Below are 18,323 nucleotides of genomic sequence, written 5' to 3'. Positions count from 1 at the left end.
GAGCGGGTACCACATCGCTGCGCGATGTGCAAGCGGGGCGGTCGCTGCGCTCCCGCTGGCCCTCGCGATGCGAGGGCGATCCCCTCCGCTGCGCTCCAGGGATCGGTGGGGCCGGCCGCTGCGCGCCCGGCTGGCCGCGCATCGCGCAGCCGTGGCTGACAGGGTGTCAGGTGCGGCTAGTTGGGTCTCCAGTATGGGAGTTAGGGAGCGCTTCGCACTCCTGGGCGGGTCCGCTGCGCTCCCCCGCCTGACGGTCCTTCCGGCTGCGCCTCCAGAACCTTGGAGCCCGCTGGCGCGGGCCGGGCTGGCTACGGGGGTGAGGGTCGCTCGTTCGTGTGGGTTCTAGTGTACCGCGTGCATCTTGTTGATGCAGCATGTACCGTTGGCAGAAACACGGGACAACCCTCAACCATCCGGGAATTCCCCAGAATTCCGAGAGGAACGACCGCAGATGACCGGTCACCACGAATCTACCGGACCCGATCCTGCGCTGAGCAGCGATTCTGTGCGCCGGGTGAGCCAGTATCAGACGGCGGGCACCAACGCCCGGTTGAGGCTGTTCGCGCTCCTGGCCGCCCAGGGCGTGACCGCGAGTGAGGCGGACGACCTGGTGGCCGCGCTGGAGGCCGGAGTGGTCGCCGGGGCGCAGAGCGAGGTAGTCGAGCTGGACGGCATGGCGCCGGCCTCTCGGGGCGAGGTGTTCGCGGACGGCTGGGATGACGGCGTGACGGCCCTGAGCGAGGCCCTGGTGGGCATCGCGGACCGGGACTGGTCACGGCGCGGTGGCCGGTCGGCCGGGGCCGCTGAACTGGCCGTACATCTCGCGGACGTGAGGCAGTGTGAGCGGGCCGGCCTGGTGCGGCTGGAGAGGTTCGTCCGGGAGGCCGTGCTGCCGCGCACCTATCCGCATAGCACGCAACGTCGCCGGGCGCTGGAGGCGTTGGGCGAGGTCGGCGGTCTGTGCACCGCGCGAACGAGGAACAGTGACGGGGACGTCATCGTCTGCACGCTCGATGCCGGGCACTACGACCCGGACGACAAGCCGCCCTTCAAGGACGGAAAGCCCGGCGGCTGGCACAAGGCGGGTGCGTCGATCTGGAACGACTTGGGTGCGGCCTGCATTCCGCACGCAGCTGGCGCGAGCGAGGAGCAGGGACGATGACCGCAATTCAGCTCCGGGAGCATCAGGTAGGGCAGAAGTCACGCTTCCGAAAGTGGGTCAGCCGCTACCGTAATATCGTCGAGTTCCCTGCAAGATCTTTTGTGCCCGCCGAGGGGGCGCGGGCCATGATCGTGTCGGCGACCGGATCCGGGAAGACGTACACGACCGCCTCGGGCGCGTTGGACTGCTTCCCGGACGGCCGGATCCTGGTCATGGTGCCCACCCTCGATCTCCTCGTTCAGACCGTTCAGGCGTGGCGCCGGATCGGCCACAACTCCCCGATGGTCGCGGTGTGTTCGCTGGAGAAGGATGCGGTCCTGGAGTCGCTCGGCGTGCGCACGACCACGAACCCGATCCAGTTGGCGCTGTGGGCAGGGAGCGGCCCGGTCGTCGTGTTCGCCACGTACGCCTCCCTTGTGGACCGTGAGGACCCCCGGGACTTCACGGGTCAGCGGAAGATGCGCGGACCGCTGGAGATGGCCCTCGCGGGCGGGGAGTTGATGTACGGGCAGCAGATGGAACGGTTCGATCTGCTGGTCGTGGACGAGGCGCACGGGACCGCCGGCGACCTGGGGCGCCCGTGGGCCGCCATCCACGACAACGCCCGAATCCCTGCCGACTTCCGCCTCTACCTCACCGCCACCCCCCGCGTCCTCGCCGCTCCCCGGCCGCGCAAGGGTCAGGAGGACCAGGAAGTGGAGATCGCCTCGATGGTCTCCGACCCGAACGGGCCCTACGGCGAGCGGATCGCCGACCTGGGACTGTCCGAGGCGATCGAACGCGGCATCCTCGCTGGATTCGAGATCGACGTCCTGGAGATCCGCGACCCCGACCCGATCCTGGGCCTCTCGGAGGAAGCCTTGCGCGGGCGGCGCCTGGCACTGCTGCAGACCGCGCTCCTGGAGCACGCGGCCGCTCACAACATCCGCACCATGATGACCTTCCACCAGCGCGTCGAGGAAGCCGAGGCCTTCGCCGCGAAGATTCCCGAGACCGCGGCCGAACTGCACGCGACCGAGGCGTCCGACCAGGCCCTTCAGGACGCTGCCTCGCTGCCCCCCTCCTCCATGGGCACCACGCCCTACGAGCTGGAGGCGTTCCGCCACGTCCCCGCGGACCGCGTGTGGTCAGCGTGGCTGTGCGGCGACCACCTCGTCTCCGAGCGGCGGGAAGCGATCAGGCAGTTCGCCAACGGCATCGACGCCAACGGGAAGCGCGTCCACAGGGCGTTCCTCGCCTCCGTACGCGTCCTCGGCGAAGGCGTCGACATCACCGGCCTGCGCGGAGTCGAAGCGATCTGCTTCGCCGACACCCGCGGCTCCCAAGTCGAGATCATGCAGAACATCGGCCGCGCCCTGCGACCCAACCCCGACGGCACCACCAAAGTCGCCCGCATTATCGTCCCCGTCTTCCTCTCCCCCGGTGAAGACCCCGAGAACATGGTCTCCTCCGCCAGCTACAAGCCGCTCGTCGCCGTGCTCCAGGGGCTGCGCTCACACGACGAACGCCTCGTCGAACAGCTCGCCTCCCGCGCCCTCACCCGCGGCCAGGAGCGGCGGCGTGTCCATGTACGGCGCGACGCCGACGGCAACATCATCAACCCCGGCGACACCAAGGACGCCGAGGACGCAGGCGACGGCGAGGAGGGCCAGGACGAGAGAGCCGCGGCCGCCGAATCGGCCCTGCTGCACTTCGCCGGCCCCCGCGACGCCGCCACCATCGCCGCGTTCCTGCGCACTCGCGTCTACCGCCCCGACTCCCTGGTCTGGCTCGAAGGGTTCCAGGCCTTGCACCGCTACCGGGCCCGGCACCACATCCACGGCCTCTACGCCGTCCCCTACGACACCGAAGTCGAGGTCGGCGTCACCCAGTTCCCGCTGGGCCGGTGGGTGCACCAGCAGCGCCGCGCGCTGCGCGCCGGCGAACTCGAAGACCACCGCAAGACCCAGCTGGACGACGAAGGGATGGTGTGGGAGCCCGGCGACGAGGCGTGGGAGGCCAAGCTCGCCGCGCTGCGCTCCTACCACCGTGCCCACGGGCACCTGGCCCCCCGCCAGGACGCCGTGTGGGGCGAGGAGGGCACCGAACTGGTGCCCGTGGGGCAGCGCATGGCCAACCTCCGCCGCAAGGGCGGGCTCGGCAAGGACGAGGAACGGGCCGCGGACCGGGTCCAGCAGCTCGTGGCCATCGACCCGGACTGGAACTGCCCATGGCCGCTGGACTGGCAACGCCACTACCGCGTGCTCGCGGACCTAGTAGACGCCGACGGCGTCCTGCCCGACATCAAGCCGGGCGTGCTCTTTGAGGGCGATGATCTGGGGAGGTGGGTCCAGCGGCAGGCCAACTACTGGGCGGAGCTGTCGGAAGAGCAGCAGCGGAGACTGTCTGGGCTGGGCGTAACGCCCGCTGGGCGGCCCGCTCCGGCACCGGCGGCCAAGGATGCCGGGAAGACGGCGGGTAAGGCGTCAGCGTCCTTCCAGCGGGGCTTGCAGGCCCTCGCGCAGTACATCGCCCGCGAGGGCCATCACCGCATCCCCAGGAGCCATGCAGAGGAGATCGTGGTGGAGGGCGACGCCGCGCCGGTAGCGGTCCGGCTGGGGGTGTTTATGAGCAATTCCAAGTCAAGGCGGGACAGGCTGAGTGACCCGCAGCGGGCGGCGCTCCGAGAACTGGGCGTCGAATGGGCGTGACATCACTGCTGGCGGGTCGTCGAACTGGCCGGACCAGCAGTGCACAGAGAGACCCCGGGAGTCATGGCCCGGGGCTTCGTGTTTTCAGTCAGCGGTAGAGGACGTCCACATGACGCCCTGGCGGGCGCCTACCGCCGGGTCATCTCCAGATCGAAGAACTTGAGCACCGACACCACCAGCATGAGCCCGTAGATGGCGTTGATCCGCGTGTACTGAGCGCGCGATACGCCGTGGGCACTCGGGTGTCGGCCGAATACGCGCGGGATCGGGTCGCCGTCGGTCGGGAAGTACCTGGCGTGTGCGTACCAGACAGGGGCGAAGGTAAGTGCCATCCGGATCTTGTATTCGTCCAGGTTGAACTTGATGCCCTTGGTCTTGAACTCGTTCTTCGTCAGCTGCACGCGGCTCGCTCTGTCGAAGTGCCGCTGCATCAGGGAGTCGAGCAAGTTGGCGGCGAGGGCCTGAGCCGCGCTGGTGTGCCCGTCGCGCAGCGCCCCGACAACGTCGAATCCGAAGCCACGGTCGTCCTGCAGACGCGGATGGTCGATGCCTTCGAGGACCGCTTCACAGTCGTTGGTTATGCCCTTCCACCGCTGTCCGATGACACGCCGTCGAGCAGCCGCGTCAGGTGCATCCAGCAGAGCGCGTACGACCTTCGGGCCCGGCACCCACATGAGCGGGATGCCCTCGTCGATCAACAGCATCTCCATAACCTTGAAAGTCGGAGCAGCGTCTCGGAGGTTCTCCGGGAAGATCTGATCTCTCAGGTTGGCGAGCGAGGCGAAGATGCCCTGCCACTGATCCCTGTAGTACTGGTTCAGCGGCTCCATGGCCTGCCAGACCATAGCGTTGAAGCCCGTCAAGTCCGCCAACTGCCTGCCCAGCATCTCGGCAACGGGATTCGCTCGTACGACAGGCGGCACGAAGGTGACCCGGGGGATATCGAGCCTAACGGCAGCGGCCTCGGAAAGCTGCTTGCTGATACCCGCTGCCCAGTTGGTGTAGTAGTCCGTCAGCGGCTTGAACGCCGACGAATAGAACCGAGAGAGGTCAACCGGCTCCCACTTCTCCGGCTCCTCCAGGGGATCCTGATCTTCCGCCATGAACGCATGATCCCATGCGGCGGGTTCAGCATAGGAGGAATTGTTTTTACCAGGCTGCCGGACGAAGACCGACACTCACCCGGGCTGGCAAGGAGCACAACCGGCGGGCACCTCGCTCGCCATGCGGTGCCGCTGATCGGCTGATCCCCGACGTCCCCATCCTCCAGCAGTGCCTTGGCGCCTGCTCGCTCTCTCCCATCCGATGCGCCGGGGCAGAGCTCAGGATCTGCGTCACCGCCACGACGGAGGTACGGCGCGCGCATTGATTTCGGTGAGGCGGAGGGCCACCGTGATGACGAACTGGCGGCAGAATTCGAACTCTTCCTGGTTGGGGGCGTATCCGGGCTCTACAGCGAAGCTGGGGGTGTCCGGATTGCCGTAGGTGAAGCTCACGCCTGGTGTGAGCTGAGTGAATCGCTGGTATTGGTGGAAGTCCACACCCAGCGACATAAGGCGCATGCCCTCTTGCAGGGCCCGGGTGACGTCCCGCGTGTGCGTGTACTCCTTGGCCAACGTTTCCGCGGCACGTGCAGGCGCTCCCCTTCGCGATGCATGATCAGGCTGGTGCAGGATCGATTGCACCTGGTTGGCGCGGAGGCTATGGCGTGAAAGCCGCTCACCGAAGCTGTAGACGGACAGACCGCGCGGTGCATCTGCGTCGTTGACCTGGTCGGTCATGAGCTGCTCGAACGCGACAGCCAACGTGCCCATAGCTTCGAGGCGGTTGCCTTCCGAGTCCAGCTGTGCGGCCCGCTTCAGGTGTGTGCGCGTCTGGCCATGCTGGACGACTTCGGCCAGGTCGATGTCGTCGAAAGCGAGGCCGAAGACCCGGGGGGTGTTCTCCTCGAAGAAGTGAGCGGTGTCAGCCTTCACATCCACGATGGCGTTCGGGCCCGGGAAGCCAGCCGTGTGCTTGAACCCGTTGCGCAGTTCGGTCAGGCGCTTGATCCCGTACTGCCCCTGCAGTTCCACACCGTCAGGGAAGTTACTGGGGTGCAGGCCCTCGAAGAACCGTTTGATGAACCCGTCTCGGTCCTTCACCACGGCGCCCAGATGTTCGGCCGTGACGATGAGGAACAGCTCCACAGCGTCGTGGAAGGTCAGCACCGAGGTGAAGGAAAGCGGCTCGGGAAGGAGCGACTGCTCGATGCCCTGGCGGTGCAGCAGCCTGATGAAGGCCAGGTTCTTCATGTTCTGAGGCGAGATCGGCTTGCGGATGTCGGCGCTCCTTGCTGTGAGAGGGCTGGCGTTCCAGAGGGATTCTGGTCCGCAATGGCCCCTCAGCGCCTCCGGTTTCATCTGTCGCAAGCGCCCTCCCGCATCGAACCCGCCGCTCGGCCGACGGTTAGGTGCGGCGCACCGCCGAGGCGCAACTCCGGTGAGCACGGCCCGATCCCCGGACAGGGTGGTACGCGACGTGTTCAGGGCGCGCCTACAGGTCGAACTCGAGGTGCTCGATGTCGGTGAAGCGGACCTCCTCCAGCTGCCCGGCGCGGCGGCCGCCGTCCTGGAAGTACACGTCCTTGAGCCCTTCGGCGACAATCTCCCGTAGACGCTGCTCGGTGGCGCCCTGCTCCTGCGCCTCGAAGAGACGGGCGGCGTACTGCGGCGGCAATGCCACGGTCAGGTGTCGGATCCGGTCCTCGTCGGTCGAGCCGATCGGTGCGGTGTAGCCGATCCGGGCACGGGTGTCGAGGACGATGCCGCCGGTCGTCGCGGCCTTCTGCCGGGCCTTGGCTCGGATCTGCGGCTGCCACCGCTTCTTCACCTCGCGCTCCAGGCGCGCGGCGAGGTCCGGGCGGGGCTTCTTGATCTGGTCCTTCACGTACCGTTCGACGGTGCGCTGGGAGACCCGCAGCATCTGAGCGACCGCCTTGGTGTTCTTGAGTTGCTGGACCAGGTACCGCATCTGCGCGCCCGCGTTCTTGGGCGCCGGGCGGGTGAATGCCTTGTGCACCGCGGCCTCCAAGCCGTCCCCGAACACACTCATCGCCTGCTACTCCCCGTTGTCGACGTTGGTGACGGTGCCGTCCTTGATGTACCGGGCGAGGTTGAGCTCTGGGGCGTTGAACTGCTCGCGCAAGCCCTCGCCCCACAGCACGCTCTGGGTGCCCTCATGCTTGACCAGGCCGGGGTTGATGCCGAGCTTGAAGCCGCCGGGCAGTGGCTTGCCGACCCGGTAGGGCAGGAAGTCCAGCGGGGAGGGTCCGTCGGACGCGTAGACGGCGCAGTCCGAGAGGATGGCCACTGGGTACTGCCCGGTGAAGGCGGCGTGCTTGACGATCTTGCGGTGCATGTTGATGCGGGTGCGGGAGATGACGGCGGCGCGGATGTCCGGGCGCCACGTCGGCCGGGCAAGGGCCCGCCACGGCTGCCCAGGCTTCCAGCCCTCCCCGCGCGGGCGCTCGCGCAGCTTGCCGATCCCGCCCTTCACGGTCGCCTTGATCGCGGACACCACGATCGCCAGCTCAGGGTCACGGTGCCGGTAGCCGTCCATCGCCGCGAGGAACTCCTCCGGGGGAAGGTCCGCGCCCACGCCGAGGTCGGCCATCGTGGCGAGGTAGGCGTCGCGCAGCCGGTTGTACCAGCCGTCCAGGTAGCGGCCGTTGTCGTGGCGGACGTACGCCTCGAGCGGCGCGACGTCGTAGCCGAGCTCCATCGCATACGCCACGGTCGGCGTCGCGTACCAGGCCGGCCCCTCGGGGCACTCGCCCTTCGGCGTGAACGGACTGGGCAGCAGCTCGCCGTCCAGCTGTGCCCACTTGTCCTTGGCCACCTTCACGCGGGACAGGTCGACGTGGCTGAGGTCGACCAGCCAGGAGCCGGGCAGTTTCGCGTCGAAGACGGGGTTCTTGACATGCGTCGGCGCGCCCAGGCCGACCGGGAGGCCGTTCGCGCCAGCGGCAAAGGCCATGTTCACGTCGATGCCCACCAGGTGAGGGCGCAGGCATTCAGCGTCGGTGAGCGGGCGCGCCCAGTCGTACGCCTCCTCCACCAGAACCTCGGCCGGGGTGCGCTGGTGGAAACGCGGCAGATCGGCGAGCAGCGGGTGCCCGTCGGGGGCCTCGCACGGCGCGCAGTTCACCGGATCCTTCCCCAGCGAGCCAGGGTTGTACTCGGAGTGCCGCTTCCCCGTCTCATCGGGTTCGGAGGCACGGGTCGGCGGGTGCAGAGCGGTCATCAGCTCCAGGCCGGTCACGGCGCTGGAGCCGCGCGGCGTGATCACCCGGGCCGCATACGTGCCCAGCAGCCGGGCCAGATCCGCCGGCGGCAGCTGCCCCGCATTCGCCCAGTGCCGGGTGTCGAGCGCGTCCCAAGACGGGATGCACAACTGCACGCACGCCCGCTCCGAACCCTGCGCGGGACGGTAGATCCTCGCCCACGGCCCGAACCCGCGCTTCGTCAGCTGCCAGTCGGCGCGGGCCAGCTGCTTGATGACCTTGTGCCGCTCCGGGATCCGCCCGGCGAGCCGCTCCTCCTCTGTGAGGGCGACGGGCAGACCGTAGCGCTCCAGCGCGGCCTCGGTGAGCACGAGCAGCGGGTCGGCGTCCTTGCCCGGCCCGGACAACTTCGGCTGACCGAGCCGCCCTTCGCGCAGCGTCCACTCCACCAGCGCGGGAACCGACTTCGCCGGTACGTCCAGGACCAGGCCGCCGACGCAGTACGCCAGCACCTGACCATCTGCGTCGACGTCGACGTCGACGTCGACGACCGCGAGCGGACCGTTCTCGAACCGCACATCGGTGCCACCGGCTGGGCTGCCGACAGGGGCGGCCTTGCGCGCTCCCGGACGGCGCGACGTCGGCCTGGTCGTGGCCGCCGGTTGCGACACAGGGGCGGGGCGCAGTGCGGTGTCCTCGGAAGCAGGCTCCAGGATCGGTCCTGTGGGTTCGGTGCGGGCTTTGGCCGGTTCAACTGCCGTTGACGCAGGAACGGCTGGGACGGCAAGCGTCTCGGGGACCGCCGTGTCCGTCGCGGGCGCCGCGGCGTTGGGGTCGACGGGGTAGAGCTGCGCGAGCTGTTTGAGCATGCGGGCGTATGCGTCGCGCTCCGGCGGCCTGGGCTCAGTCTTGCCGGCCTCCCAGCCGCTGACCGTCGCGCGCCGCACCTGCAGTGCGGCGGCCACCTCATCCAGCGTCAGGCCGTGCGCCTGGCGCAGCCGTTTGCGTTCTGCCGGGGACGGCAGCGGGGAGCGGGACGAGACCAGCGCGTCGACCGCGTCGAACAGCTCGGACATGCAGCACCTCCTGCCCCAGACCCTAGCGTGAAGCGCACATTTCGCGTACCAAACACGTACAGGAAGCGTTCACGTGTTGATCTCGCGCGGCTGGACGGGTGGCTGGGGCACAGCAGCGGTTCGGCGAGAGCCTCACCGTGTCCTCGCAGTCTGACCGGGTGTTGTGCTTGGGAACCGGCCCCATCGCGTGCGCTGGTGAGACTGTGGAGGGGCAGGTGACGGATCCGTTTTCCCCGTGGCCGGCGATCGGTGTCGTCCGCCTGGCCCCGCTGGCAGGTGAAACGACGCTGTCGTTCGTGAACCGACTGGCCGCTCGCTACAACGTCACCGTGACGGGCTTGTTGTCTGCGATGGCGGGCCCCGGTGTGCGTGGTGTCTGGGGAAAGGGCTGTCTCGTCGGCGAGGTGTTCCTGGCGTCCGCGGTGCGGCGCCGACTGGCCTCCCTCTGCCAGGTGCCGGAGTCGCATCTGTCCCGCGCGCTGCCTTCCTGGGATGAGGGCGCTGACGCGGAGGCGAACGGTGACCAGCCGAACGTGCGTTTCGCCTCCGGCAGCACGGTTCCTGCCGTCACGCTGGGATGCCGACTGTGTACGGCGGCCCGGACAGGCGCCCTGTGTTCTGCCCGTCTGTACTCCGACCTGCGTTCAAGGATCTGCATCAGGCACCAGTGCTGGTCCCTCGACTCACTGGCGCTGGACAGAGTCACGCTGGTTGAAGGCCAGGTGAGCCTCGCCGGGGTACCGGAGGTGATCCGTGCGCACCAGCGCCTTCTGCCGCTGCTGCGCCGTAGAGGCTCGTGCGAGAACGCTTTTGCCGTGGCCCAGGCGGTCGTTGCCTCCTGGTGGGATGCGCACTGGCGGGACGAGGTGCTCTGGCCGGCGCGTCTTGGCCATGTCCGTGCCGATCTCCCCGAGAGTGAGATACCGGTGCTCGCCCGGGACATGGTGACGTATCCCGAGGCTGTCGCGGTCACGACGGTTCTTTGTGACCGGTTGTGGCGACAACGCGTCTTGGAAGACACGCACGGTCAGATGCCGCACACGCTGGCCGAGGTACCCCGTCTGCTGACCGAGCTGGCCCACCGTCTGGACCGCCCGTGGCTAGCGAAGCAGCTCGCCACCTCCAGCGCAGGAGCCTTGTTCGCCTGGGTGCGGGCGTGTGTGCGGCAGGGGCGCGGAACAGTGCCCGAGGAAGACGTGTGGGCGGTTCCGGTCGCGCACCGGCCTCGTGGGCTTGCGGCACAGGTGCGGGAGCTGCGCCTCAAGCAGCCCTTCGGCAGCGCTCCAGCGGCAGGAAGGCCGTCCCTTGCAGAGCAGGCGTATCAGGTCGGCTTGGCACACGCCCGTTCCTACGCGGTGCGTCACGGGCATCTCGCCGTTCCGAAGTACGGCCGTCACGAGGGATTCGCACTGGGAACGTGGCTGGCCAATCAGAGAACCGGAGTAGCGGCGCTTCCTGTCGATCGGGCGCGGGCCCTGCATCGCATCGATCCCTGGTGGAATGGTCCCTGGCCCATCTCCTGGCGACGGACGTACCACCGCGCGCTGGAACACGTTCGAAAGCACGGCCCCGTCGACGCCACGGCAGGATTCCCCGGCACCAGTCTCGCCTTGGGCGAGTGGCTCCATGAGCAGTGTTCCCGGTACGACGACCTCCACGTGGGCCAGCAACGCCTGCTCGCAGATCTCGGAATCCGGCCCGCGCACGCCCGCTCAGCACACCCTCGCCGCAAAAGCCTTGCTCAGGCCTTCGCGGTCGGCCTGGACTGCGCTCGAGCCTTTGCCGCCGTCCACGGCCACCTCGCCACGTCCAAGAGCACGCGCCATGATGGTTTTCCTCTTGGGCAATGGCTGATGAGCCAACGCAACCGGGCCCGTATGGCGGAGATGGAAACCGACCGGAGCCGTGCGCTGTCCTCTATCGACCCGTGGTGGAACCCGCCGTGGCCCCTGGCATGGCAACGGGCCTACCACCACGCCCGCAAGCAGTGCGGCAGCCATCAGCTGCTGGTGCCGGGGGATGACTTCGCCGGGGTTGGGGCGTCTGCCGCATCGTGGCTGTACGCGCAGTGCGCCTTGTTCGAAGAGCTCCACCCCCGCCAGCAAGATCTACTGCGGAAGATCGGCATCACCGGCGAGGCCGCACAAGCGAGGCGGACGGCGCGGTACCGCCCCACCGGTGCCCGGATCGACTTCGCCGTGGGCTTGGCCCATGCCCGGGATTACGCCGGTGTTCACGGCCACTTGGCGCTGCCGCACCCCGTCCAGCACAACGGGTTCCCGCTGGGCAGGTGGCTCGCCAGCAAGCGGGGAGCGGCCGGGGCCCACGCGCGCCGCTCACCGGATCCGTGGCCGGGCATGCAGTCCCTCGCTGCTCTGGATCCGTGGTGGTTCCCTCCGTGGGCGTTCGTATGGCAGCGCGATTACCACCGTCTGCGTCTCCTGCTCACCGCCGGCCTCGAACCACCGCCCAAGCTGGGCTCCTGGTTCAGCGAGCAACTTGCTCATCGCCATGCCTTGTTACCCGGTCAACAGCGGCTCCTGCAGGAACTGCGAATCTTCCCGGTCTGACCACGGTTGCAAGAGCTCGGCATCACAGTCGCCGTTCACCCGTTCGGGTGGCGGATCCGGATCACGGTGTTCAGCTGCCCCCCATGGACTTGGCTGTTGAGTGTGGAGGGGCACGAGCACAGCAGGCGGGTGCAGCAGGCTGCCGTAAGAGGCGCCGGTGCGGGAATCGAAGCCGCGTTCGCCACGGCCGCCGGGCAGGTGACGCAACTGCCGTGGGGTCAGGCGGCGGCGTCGGCGCGGTTCGAGGACCTCGCGCCGGTATCCGCGTTTCCTGTCGTGCCGGGCCGCCGGTGGGGGCCGGGCTGGTGGTGGTCGGCGACCACCGGACGGCACGTCGTACACGGTTCGGCAGCAATGCGCACCCAGCTGATGGTCCTGGACCGGAATCCGCATGTGATCGGTCTGTCCGCACGTCCGGTACGGCTGCTGTGGCGGGATGCCGACGGGCAGGTGCGTTCGTGGGTGCCTCAGCTGTTCGCCCGGTACGCGGACGCCACCGGCCTGCTCGCCGACTGCCCCTCCACCCCGAGCATCGGTGGAGACAGGGCGCAGCGGGCGCGGGTGGTCCTGGAAGAGGCGTGTGCCCGCGTGGGCTGGTCCTACCGGCGCCTCGAGCCGCCTCCGGCGGTGGTGGCGGCGAATCTGCGGTGGCTGGCCGGCTACCGCCACCCGCGCAATCAGGGCCCGCCCGGGCTGCAGGCCGCGCTGGCCGAAGTATTCGCCGTGCCGCGGCCGCTGGCCGACGGCGCAGCCGCGGTGGGTGAGCCTCTGCAAGTACTGCCGGCTGTCTATCACGCCCTGTGGTGCGGGCGTCTGACGACGTCTCTTGATGAGCCGCTGCACGAGGAGGCGCTGGTCTGCGCTGACGCAGAACGTAGTGGTGGGGGCGTCGAAACGCGGCTGGACGCCGGGGGCGGCCAAGGAAGGGGTGAGTGCAGTGGGCGGCACACGCGGTAAGAGCCAACGACCGGTGGTGGAGGTCGGCGCGCACGTCACCTACCGGGGACAGACCTGGCAGGTCGCCGCCCTGCAAGGGCCGCGGGTCTACCTGCTGCAGGAGACTGGCGCCGAAGTGAGCCTGCTGCTGGGGCGGTTGTTCGCCGATCCGGGCTTCGAAGTGGTGGGCGCGCGGGCGCCGGACGTGGTGCCGCAGTGGGGACTGTTCGAAACCGTTCCGGTGGCGGCCCAGCAGCGGGCGCTGGCCTGGCTGCCCCATATCCGGGAGGTCGAGACCGGATGGCCGCACCCTGAGGGTGGCCGTGACGGCCAGACGATGCGGCCGGAGTACGACCCCGAGCGGTGGACGCTGACGCAGCGGGATGCGGCCAAGGCGCAGGAGCTGGCGGCGCTCGGCTTCGCCCGGGTGACGCGTACGACGGTGGAGCGGATGCGGCACGCCTACCGCAAACAGGGCTTGTGGGGGCTGGTCGACAAACGCGCGGTGCCGGCCCGTGGCCGTCACCCGACGGGATATGCCGACGAGCGGGTCGTGGCCGCGGTGCTGGAGGCACTGCGGCGCCAGCGGGGCCGGTCGAAGGGAACGGTGAAGGGACTGCAGGTACTGGTCGGACAGATCCTGGAGGACACCCATGGGCGCGGGGTGGTGGAGATGCCGTCACGCTCGACGTTCTACCGGCTGGTGAGTGTGCTGGCCGACCCGGCCGACCGTCCGGGACGCCCGGCGCGTACCGCCACCGCACCCGCCCGCGCCTCATCGTCGGCGCTGGTGGTGCTGCGGCCCGGTGAGCAGGTGCAGATCGACACCACCCGTCTGGACATCATGGCCGTCCTGGAGGACGGCAGCCTGGGCCGGCCGGAGTTGACGATCGCCGTCGACGTCGCCACCCGCTCCATCCTGGCCGCCGTCCTGCGCCCGCACAGCACCAAAGCCGTCGACGCCGCCCTGCTCCTGGCCGAGATGGCCGTCCCTCACCCGGCCAGGCCGACCTGGCCCACCTCGCTTCACCTGTCGCGGGCCGAAGTGCCCTATGAGCGGATGCTGTCGCTGGACGAGCGGCTGGAGGGAGCAGCTGCGCGGCCGGTGATCGTGCCCGAGACGATCGTCGTCGACCGCGGGAAGATCTACCTCTCGCAGGGCTTCGTCGCCGCCTGCGAAACACTCGGAGTGAGCGTGCAGCCCGCGCCACCGAGGCGGCCGCAGGCCAAGGCCGTGGTGGAGCGAACCTTCGGCTCGATCAACGACCTGTTCTGCCAGCACGTCGCCGGCCACACCGGCTCCAACCCCCAGCGCCGCGGCTCAGCGACGGCGGCCGAAGCACGGTGGACGATCCCGCAGCTGCAGGACTTCCTCGACGAATGGATCACCTGCGGCTGGCAGAACCGGTCCCACGACGGACTGCGCCACCCCGTCCTGCCCAAAACCGCCCTCACCCCGAACCAGATGTGGGCCGCGCTGATCACCATCAGCGGCTACGTCCCCGTGCCGCTGACCGGGGCCGACTACCTCGAACTGCTGCCGGTGCGCTGGCAGCCCATCACCGAACGCGGCATCCGCCTCGACTACCGCACCTACAACCACGACATCCTCGACCCCCACCGCAGCCAGCGCTCCCCCGTCGAGGCCAAGGACGGCAAGTGGGAGGTCCACCACAACCCCCACGACGCCCGCCAGATCTTCATCCGCCTCACCGACGGACACCTCCACGAAATCCCGTGGATCCACCGCGACCACGTCCACCAGCCCTTCAACGATGCCCTCTGGCGCCACGTCCAGACCGAGGTCGAACAACGCGGGGACCGCGAGCAGCATGAGGCCGACCTCGCCGATGCCCTCGACCAGCTCCTGCGCCGCACCCGCCACCCCGCCGAGACCGAGCAGAAAACCCGCCGCCGGAGAGCCTCCCGCTCCGGTACGGCAGCACAGTTGCCCGATCTTCCAGGCCAGCGGCGCCCACTCGACGCAGAGACCGCACCGGCCCCGGCACCGGACTGGAGCGAGAGCCTGGACGACCTCATCAGCGTCGACACCGTGGCCGAGACCGGCACAAGCGAGCCGGAGGGCACGGGCGTACTGCCGGCCGAGGCAGGCGGGTACGGGCTGTGGGACGCCGAAGCGGAAGCCGAGCAGTGGTGAACGCCTCGCCGGGCACGAGCGATACGACGGCCGGCGGCTCCCCGTCGACAGCACACCGGTCTGCCGGTGCCGCGGCAAGCACCGCCGGCGACGCCCCTGATCCACAGCCACAGGCGGTGACCACCTGGGACGGCTTTAAGGCCTTCGCCACCACCCCCGTAGCGGCTCCTCCCCCACCCGGCACGCCGCACCGCAGCTTTGAGGAACGCCTGGCCTATCACTCGCGGTTCGTCACCGTGCGCACCCCCGCCATCGACGCCCTCGCCAAGAACGTGCGCACCCTGATGGTCCTCGGCCGCCACCAGACGGTCACCGCGCGGCCTTCCCTGATCGTCACCGGCCCCGCCGGTGCCGGAAAAACCACCGCTCTGCTCCAGGTCGGGCGCGCCTGCCACCTCGCCCACACCCGCCGGCACGGCCCCGCGGCTGCAGCTGGGCAGGTCCCGGTCGCCTACGTTCTGGTCCCGCCCGCCGCCAGTGCCAAGACCCTCGCCGCCGAGTTCGCCCGCTACCTCGGCATCCCCGTCGCCGCCGGCATGTCCCAGGCCCAGATCACCAACTCCGTCTGCCACACCTACACCGCCGCAGGCGTCCAGCTGGTGATGATCGACGAGATCCACCGGCTCAACCCCCGCACCACCACCGGCGCCCAGAGCGCCGACCTGATCAAAGACCTCACCGAACGCATCGGCGCCACCTTCGTATACGCCGGAATCGACGTCACCACCACACCCCTGTTCACCGGGGTACGCGGAGCCCAGCTCGCCGGACGCGCCTCCCTCATCGACTGCGACCCCTTCCCCGCCCGCCTCGGCGACGAAGAGCCCTTCCGCGACCTCATCACCGCCATGGAAGGCGCGCTCGACCTGCGCCACCACCGGCCCGGAACCCTCCCCCCGCTGACTCCCTACCTGCACGAGCGCTCCGCCGGCCGCATCGGCAGCCTCGCCCGCCTCATCCGCCAGGCCGCCATCACCGCCCTCATCGACGGCACCGAACGCATCACCAAAACCACCCTCGAAGCCATCCGCCTCGACCACCTCGCCGAACAGCACTACCGCCCCCACACCCGGCCGCGAAGCCGGAGTACCGGCACCTCGTGAGCCGGTCAGACGTCACAACCCGCGCCACAGCAGGGGCCGGCGCCGCACGGCGCATCGTCGTCGCAGGGGCATGGCTGCGGATCCCGTCAGCCGCTCCGGGCGTGCTCCGTGTACGGCCACTGCCCTTCGAGGCGACCGCCTCCTACGTGCAACGCCTCGCCACCGCCTACCAGTTGACGCTGCCCCAACTCCTCGACGGCACCGGCATCACCCTCCACGGCCACGGCACCCTGCCCGCAGCCGAACTCCACCTCAACCACAACGCGGCCCAGCACCTCACCGTCCTGACCCGCACCCCACTCCCCCACCTGACACGCGCCCTGCCCCACCTCGCCCTGCTCGGCGACGCCCACTGCACCGGAGCAGCCGCGCGCTGGAAGCGGCTCGAAACCGAACAGCAGCCCGTCCGCGCCTGCACCCCGTGCACCCGCCACCGCAGCCACGACGCCACCGACACCGCCTGGGTCCACCCGGCGCCACACCGGCTGATGTGCCCACGCCACCACCAAGCCGCCCCCGACCCACGACTCACCGCCACCCTCCGCACCTGGGCCACGTCAGAACTCACCGCCACGCACCACACCCACCAACGCCTCCTACGACACCCCCGCGCCATCACCGCATGGACCACAGCACGCGCCATCACCACCCGCTGGTACGACCACCAGCAACACCTCACCCACCGCTGGCACACCCGCCTCACCCAACTGATCACTGACAACCCCCACCTGGCCACCACAAGCAGCGCCTCCCCCGCCCTCCTGGCACGCGACCTGGTCACCTACCCCGAAACCATCACCCTCGCCCGCACACTCGCCACTCTCCCGAACCCGCCACACCATGACACCGACGACGCCCTCAGCCTCATCGCCCACCGACTCGAACTGCCCCGCCTGCCCCTCAACGCGAACGACCCCCTCCGGACCTTCCTCACCCACACACGCCACTGACCACCAAAACGAACTCCAAAACCCTCAGAGAACACAGCCGCCTGTAGACGTGCCACCACACCTACAAGAAACCCAAGATCAATCCCACATAACTACCGGACCGCAGGCCAAGCGCCCGAACAACCAAACCGAACACACCCACCAGCCCACGCCCACCACGCCCGAACCCAACCGCTTCAGCCGTCCCGAGTCCCACCCCAAAAGACGGGACACCAGACCAAAGCAACCAAGCTCCCTGAAGATCACTGCTCCGTCACAGAACAGCACGAGCGGCTGTCCCAGTTGGGCATCAAGCCGCTTGAGGCGCCGTCTCCCGCGCCGGCGGCCACGCCCACGACGAAGGGCCCGGGCAAGGCGCAGCAGGCGTTCCATCGGGGCGTACAGGCCCTCGCGCAGTGGGTGGAACGAGAGGGCACGGACCGCCCGGTGCCGCGCGGGCACAGCGAGCAGATCGCGGTCGACGGCGAGACAGAGCCGGTAGTCGTGAAGCTGGGCGTATGGGTCTCCAACACCAAATCGAGGCGGGACAAACTCACCCAGGAGCAGCGAGCAACGCTCGCTGAGCTGGGCGTGCCCTGGGCGAAGATCCGCAGCAGTGCCGGCCCTGTCCGGCAGCCCGGCACCGACGGACGATAGTCCCGTCCCGTCCACGCCGTCCGACGTGCAGGAGGACCACGACCAGGGCAACACGATGACGGAGGAAGGACGCGACGCCCAGGCGGCGCGAAGCAGGGCGCGGGTGCAGCGCATGAACGAACTGATGCACAACCACACCAAGGCCGAACTGCCGCGCATGGCCTACGCAGGCGGCCTGGTCAACCACAACTCCCCCGAGAAATGACGCAAGGACGAAATCGCCTCCGCCGTCGTCGACATCGAGTCCCGCGCTGCCGACGAGCCCGCCCCGGCCCGGCCCGCCGCAGCCACCGCGCGTCCCGCTCCGGCACAGCCGCTGCCCCAACGGGAAGTCGAGCGCCCCGACCACACCCGAACGCCGCGGTCTCACAACCTGTGACTGAGTAATTCTTCTGGCCAGTTGAGCACGGCAGTTCGCCGCCATCGAGGGCCTCGCCCCGGAATCGGCCGGACGGCAGAGGCCACTGGATGGCTGTAATTGGTTCGGCGAGATGCGCAGGTGAGAATTGACGGATGGGGGGCCTTGACCCCTGATCCGCCAAGCCGCCATCACCGCCAGCAGCGACGGCACCGAACGCATCACCAAAACCCTCCTCGACACCATCCGCCTCGACCACCTCGCCGAAACCCACCACCGCCCCACACGAACCCGCTAACACCCCACCCATCAGCCAGTACAACAGCGCTGACCAGCGCAAACGCAAGCCGGGCCTTTTCGCGCCAGAGCTACCTTCAACGGACCCAGCCCCGTTCAGCACACAAGACACAACCCCAGCTC

At 69.0% G+C, this 18,323-nt stretch carries 13 protein-coding genes and 1 pseudogene; 10 read left to right on the top strand and 4 right to left on the bottom strand.

The genetic code is table 11. The features are described from left to right. Positions 1 to 514: 514 nt before the first annotated feature. Positions 515 to 1,162, top strand: coding sequence for a hypothetical protein (locus ACFWP7_RS37490; protein ID WP_384391355.1), 648 nt, complete (start codon positions 515 to 517; stop codon positions 1,160 to 1,162). Further along, the gene (locus tag ACFWP7_RS37485; RefSeq protein ID WP_384391353.1) at positions 1,159 to 3,852 is read left to right on the top strand and encodes a Helicase associated domain protein; all 2,694 of its coding nucleotides are present in this window, start codon (positions 1,159 to 1,161) and stop codon (positions 3,850 to 3,852) included. The genes ACFWP7_RS37490 and ACFWP7_RS37485 overlap by 4 nt, the downstream gene beginning before the upstream one ends. 128 nt (positions 3,853 to 3,980) lie before the next feature. Here the strand turns inward: ACFWP7_RS37485 and ACFWP7_RS37480 are convergent, their stop codons facing one another. From ACFWP7_RS37480 to tap, 4 genes are all read right to left on the bottom strand, one after another. Beyond that, positions 3,981 to 4,955 carry a hypothetical protein gene (locus ACFWP7_RS37480; RefSeq protein ID WP_384391350.1) on the bottom strand — a complete coding sequence of 325 codons (975 nt, stop codon included), beginning with the start codon at positions 4,953 to 4,955 and terminating at the stop codon, positions 3,981 to 3,983. Positions 4,956 to 5,186: 231 nt separating this feature from the next. Then, positions 5,187 to 6,146 (bottom strand): hypothetical protein, encoded by a 960-nt coding sequence (locus tag ACFWP7_RS37475; protein ID WP_384391347.1) that lies wholly within the window; start codon positions 6,144 to 6,146, stop codon positions 5,187 to 5,189. 241 nt (positions 6,147 to 6,387) lie between these two features. Next, entirely contained in the window at positions 6,388 to 6,945 is a 558-nt protein-coding gene (gene tpg, locus ACFWP7_RS37470) for a telomere-protecting terminal protein Tpg (protein ID WP_359857237.1), read from the bottom strand. Between the two features lie 6 nt (positions 6,946 to 6,951). Further along, positions 6,952 to 9,192, bottom strand: a complete 2,241-nt coding sequence (gene tap, locus ACFWP7_RS37465; RefSeq protein ID WP_384391344.1) for a telomere-associated protein Tap — start codon at positions 9,190 to 9,192, stop codon at positions 6,952 to 6,954. A gap of 215 nt (positions 9,193 to 9,407) precedes the next feature. On the opposite strand from tap, the gene ACFWP7_RS37460 reads away from it, so the two are divergent. From ACFWP7_RS37460 to ACFWP7_RS37425, 8 genes and pseudogenes are all read left to right on the top strand, one after another. After that, positions 9,408 to 11,762: a helicase associated domain-containing protein gene (locus tag ACFWP7_RS37460; RefSeq protein ID WP_384391342.1), complete on the top strand. Its 2,355-nt coding sequence runs from the start codon at positions 9,408 to 9,410 to the stop codon at positions 11,760 to 11,762. Positions 11,763 to 11,864: 102 nt separating this feature from the next. Continuing rightward, on the top strand, positions 11,865 to 12,719 hold the full coding sequence (locus tag ACFWP7_RS37455; RefSeq protein ID WP_384391358.1) for a TnsA-like heteromeric transposase endonuclease subunit: 855 nt from the start codon (positions 11,865 to 11,867) through the stop codon (positions 12,717 to 12,719). Continuing rightward, on the top strand, positions 12,700 to 14,856 hold the full coding sequence (locus ACFWP7_RS37450) for a transposase (protein WP_384391340.1): 2,157 nt from the start codon (positions 12,700 to 12,702) through the stop codon (positions 14,854 to 14,856). The genes ACFWP7_RS37455 and ACFWP7_RS37450 overlap by 20 nt, the downstream gene beginning before the upstream one ends. 116 nt (positions 14,857 to 14,972) lie before the next feature. Then, positions 14,973 to 15,959, top strand: coding sequence for a TniB family NTP-binding protein (locus tag ACFWP7_RS37445; protein WP_384391337.1), 987 nt, complete (start codon positions 14,973 to 14,975; stop codon positions 15,957 to 15,959). Beyond that, positions 15,956 to 16,909: a TniQ family protein gene (locus ACFWP7_RS37440; protein ID WP_384391334.1), complete on the top strand. Its 954-nt coding sequence runs from the start codon at positions 15,956 to 15,958 to the stop codon at positions 16,907 to 16,909. Before ACFWP7_RS37445 ends, ACFWP7_RS37440 begins: the two co-directional genes overlap by 4 nt. 282 nt (positions 16,910 to 17,191) lie before the next feature. After that, positions 17,192 to 17,545 (top strand): helicase associated domain-containing protein, encoded by a 354-nt coding sequence (locus tag ACFWP7_RS37435; protein WP_384391332.1) that lies wholly within the window; start codon positions 17,192 to 17,194, stop codon positions 17,543 to 17,545. Between the two features lie 25 nt (positions 17,546 to 17,570). Further along, positions 17,571 to 17,750 carry a hypothetical protein gene (locus ACFWP7_RS37430; protein ID WP_384391329.1) on the top strand — a complete coding sequence of 60 codons (180 nt, stop codon included), beginning with the start codon at positions 17,571 to 17,573 and terminating at the stop codon, positions 17,748 to 17,750. Between the two features lie 325 nt (positions 17,751 to 18,075). Then, positions 18,076 to 18,201 (top strand): annotated as a pseudogene (locus ACFWP7_RS37425) (ATP/GTP-binding protein); the annotation flags it as partial. Between the last annotated feature and the right edge of the window lie 122 nt (positions 18,202 to 18,323).

The sequence above is a fragment of the Streptomyces sp. NPDC058470 genome, from assembly GCF_042721055.1.
Taxonomy (GTDB): domain Bacteria; phylum Actinomycetota; class Actinomycetes; order Streptomycetales; family Streptomycetaceae; genus Streptomyces.
This window is presented reverse-complemented; position numbering and strand designations above follow the sequence as displayed.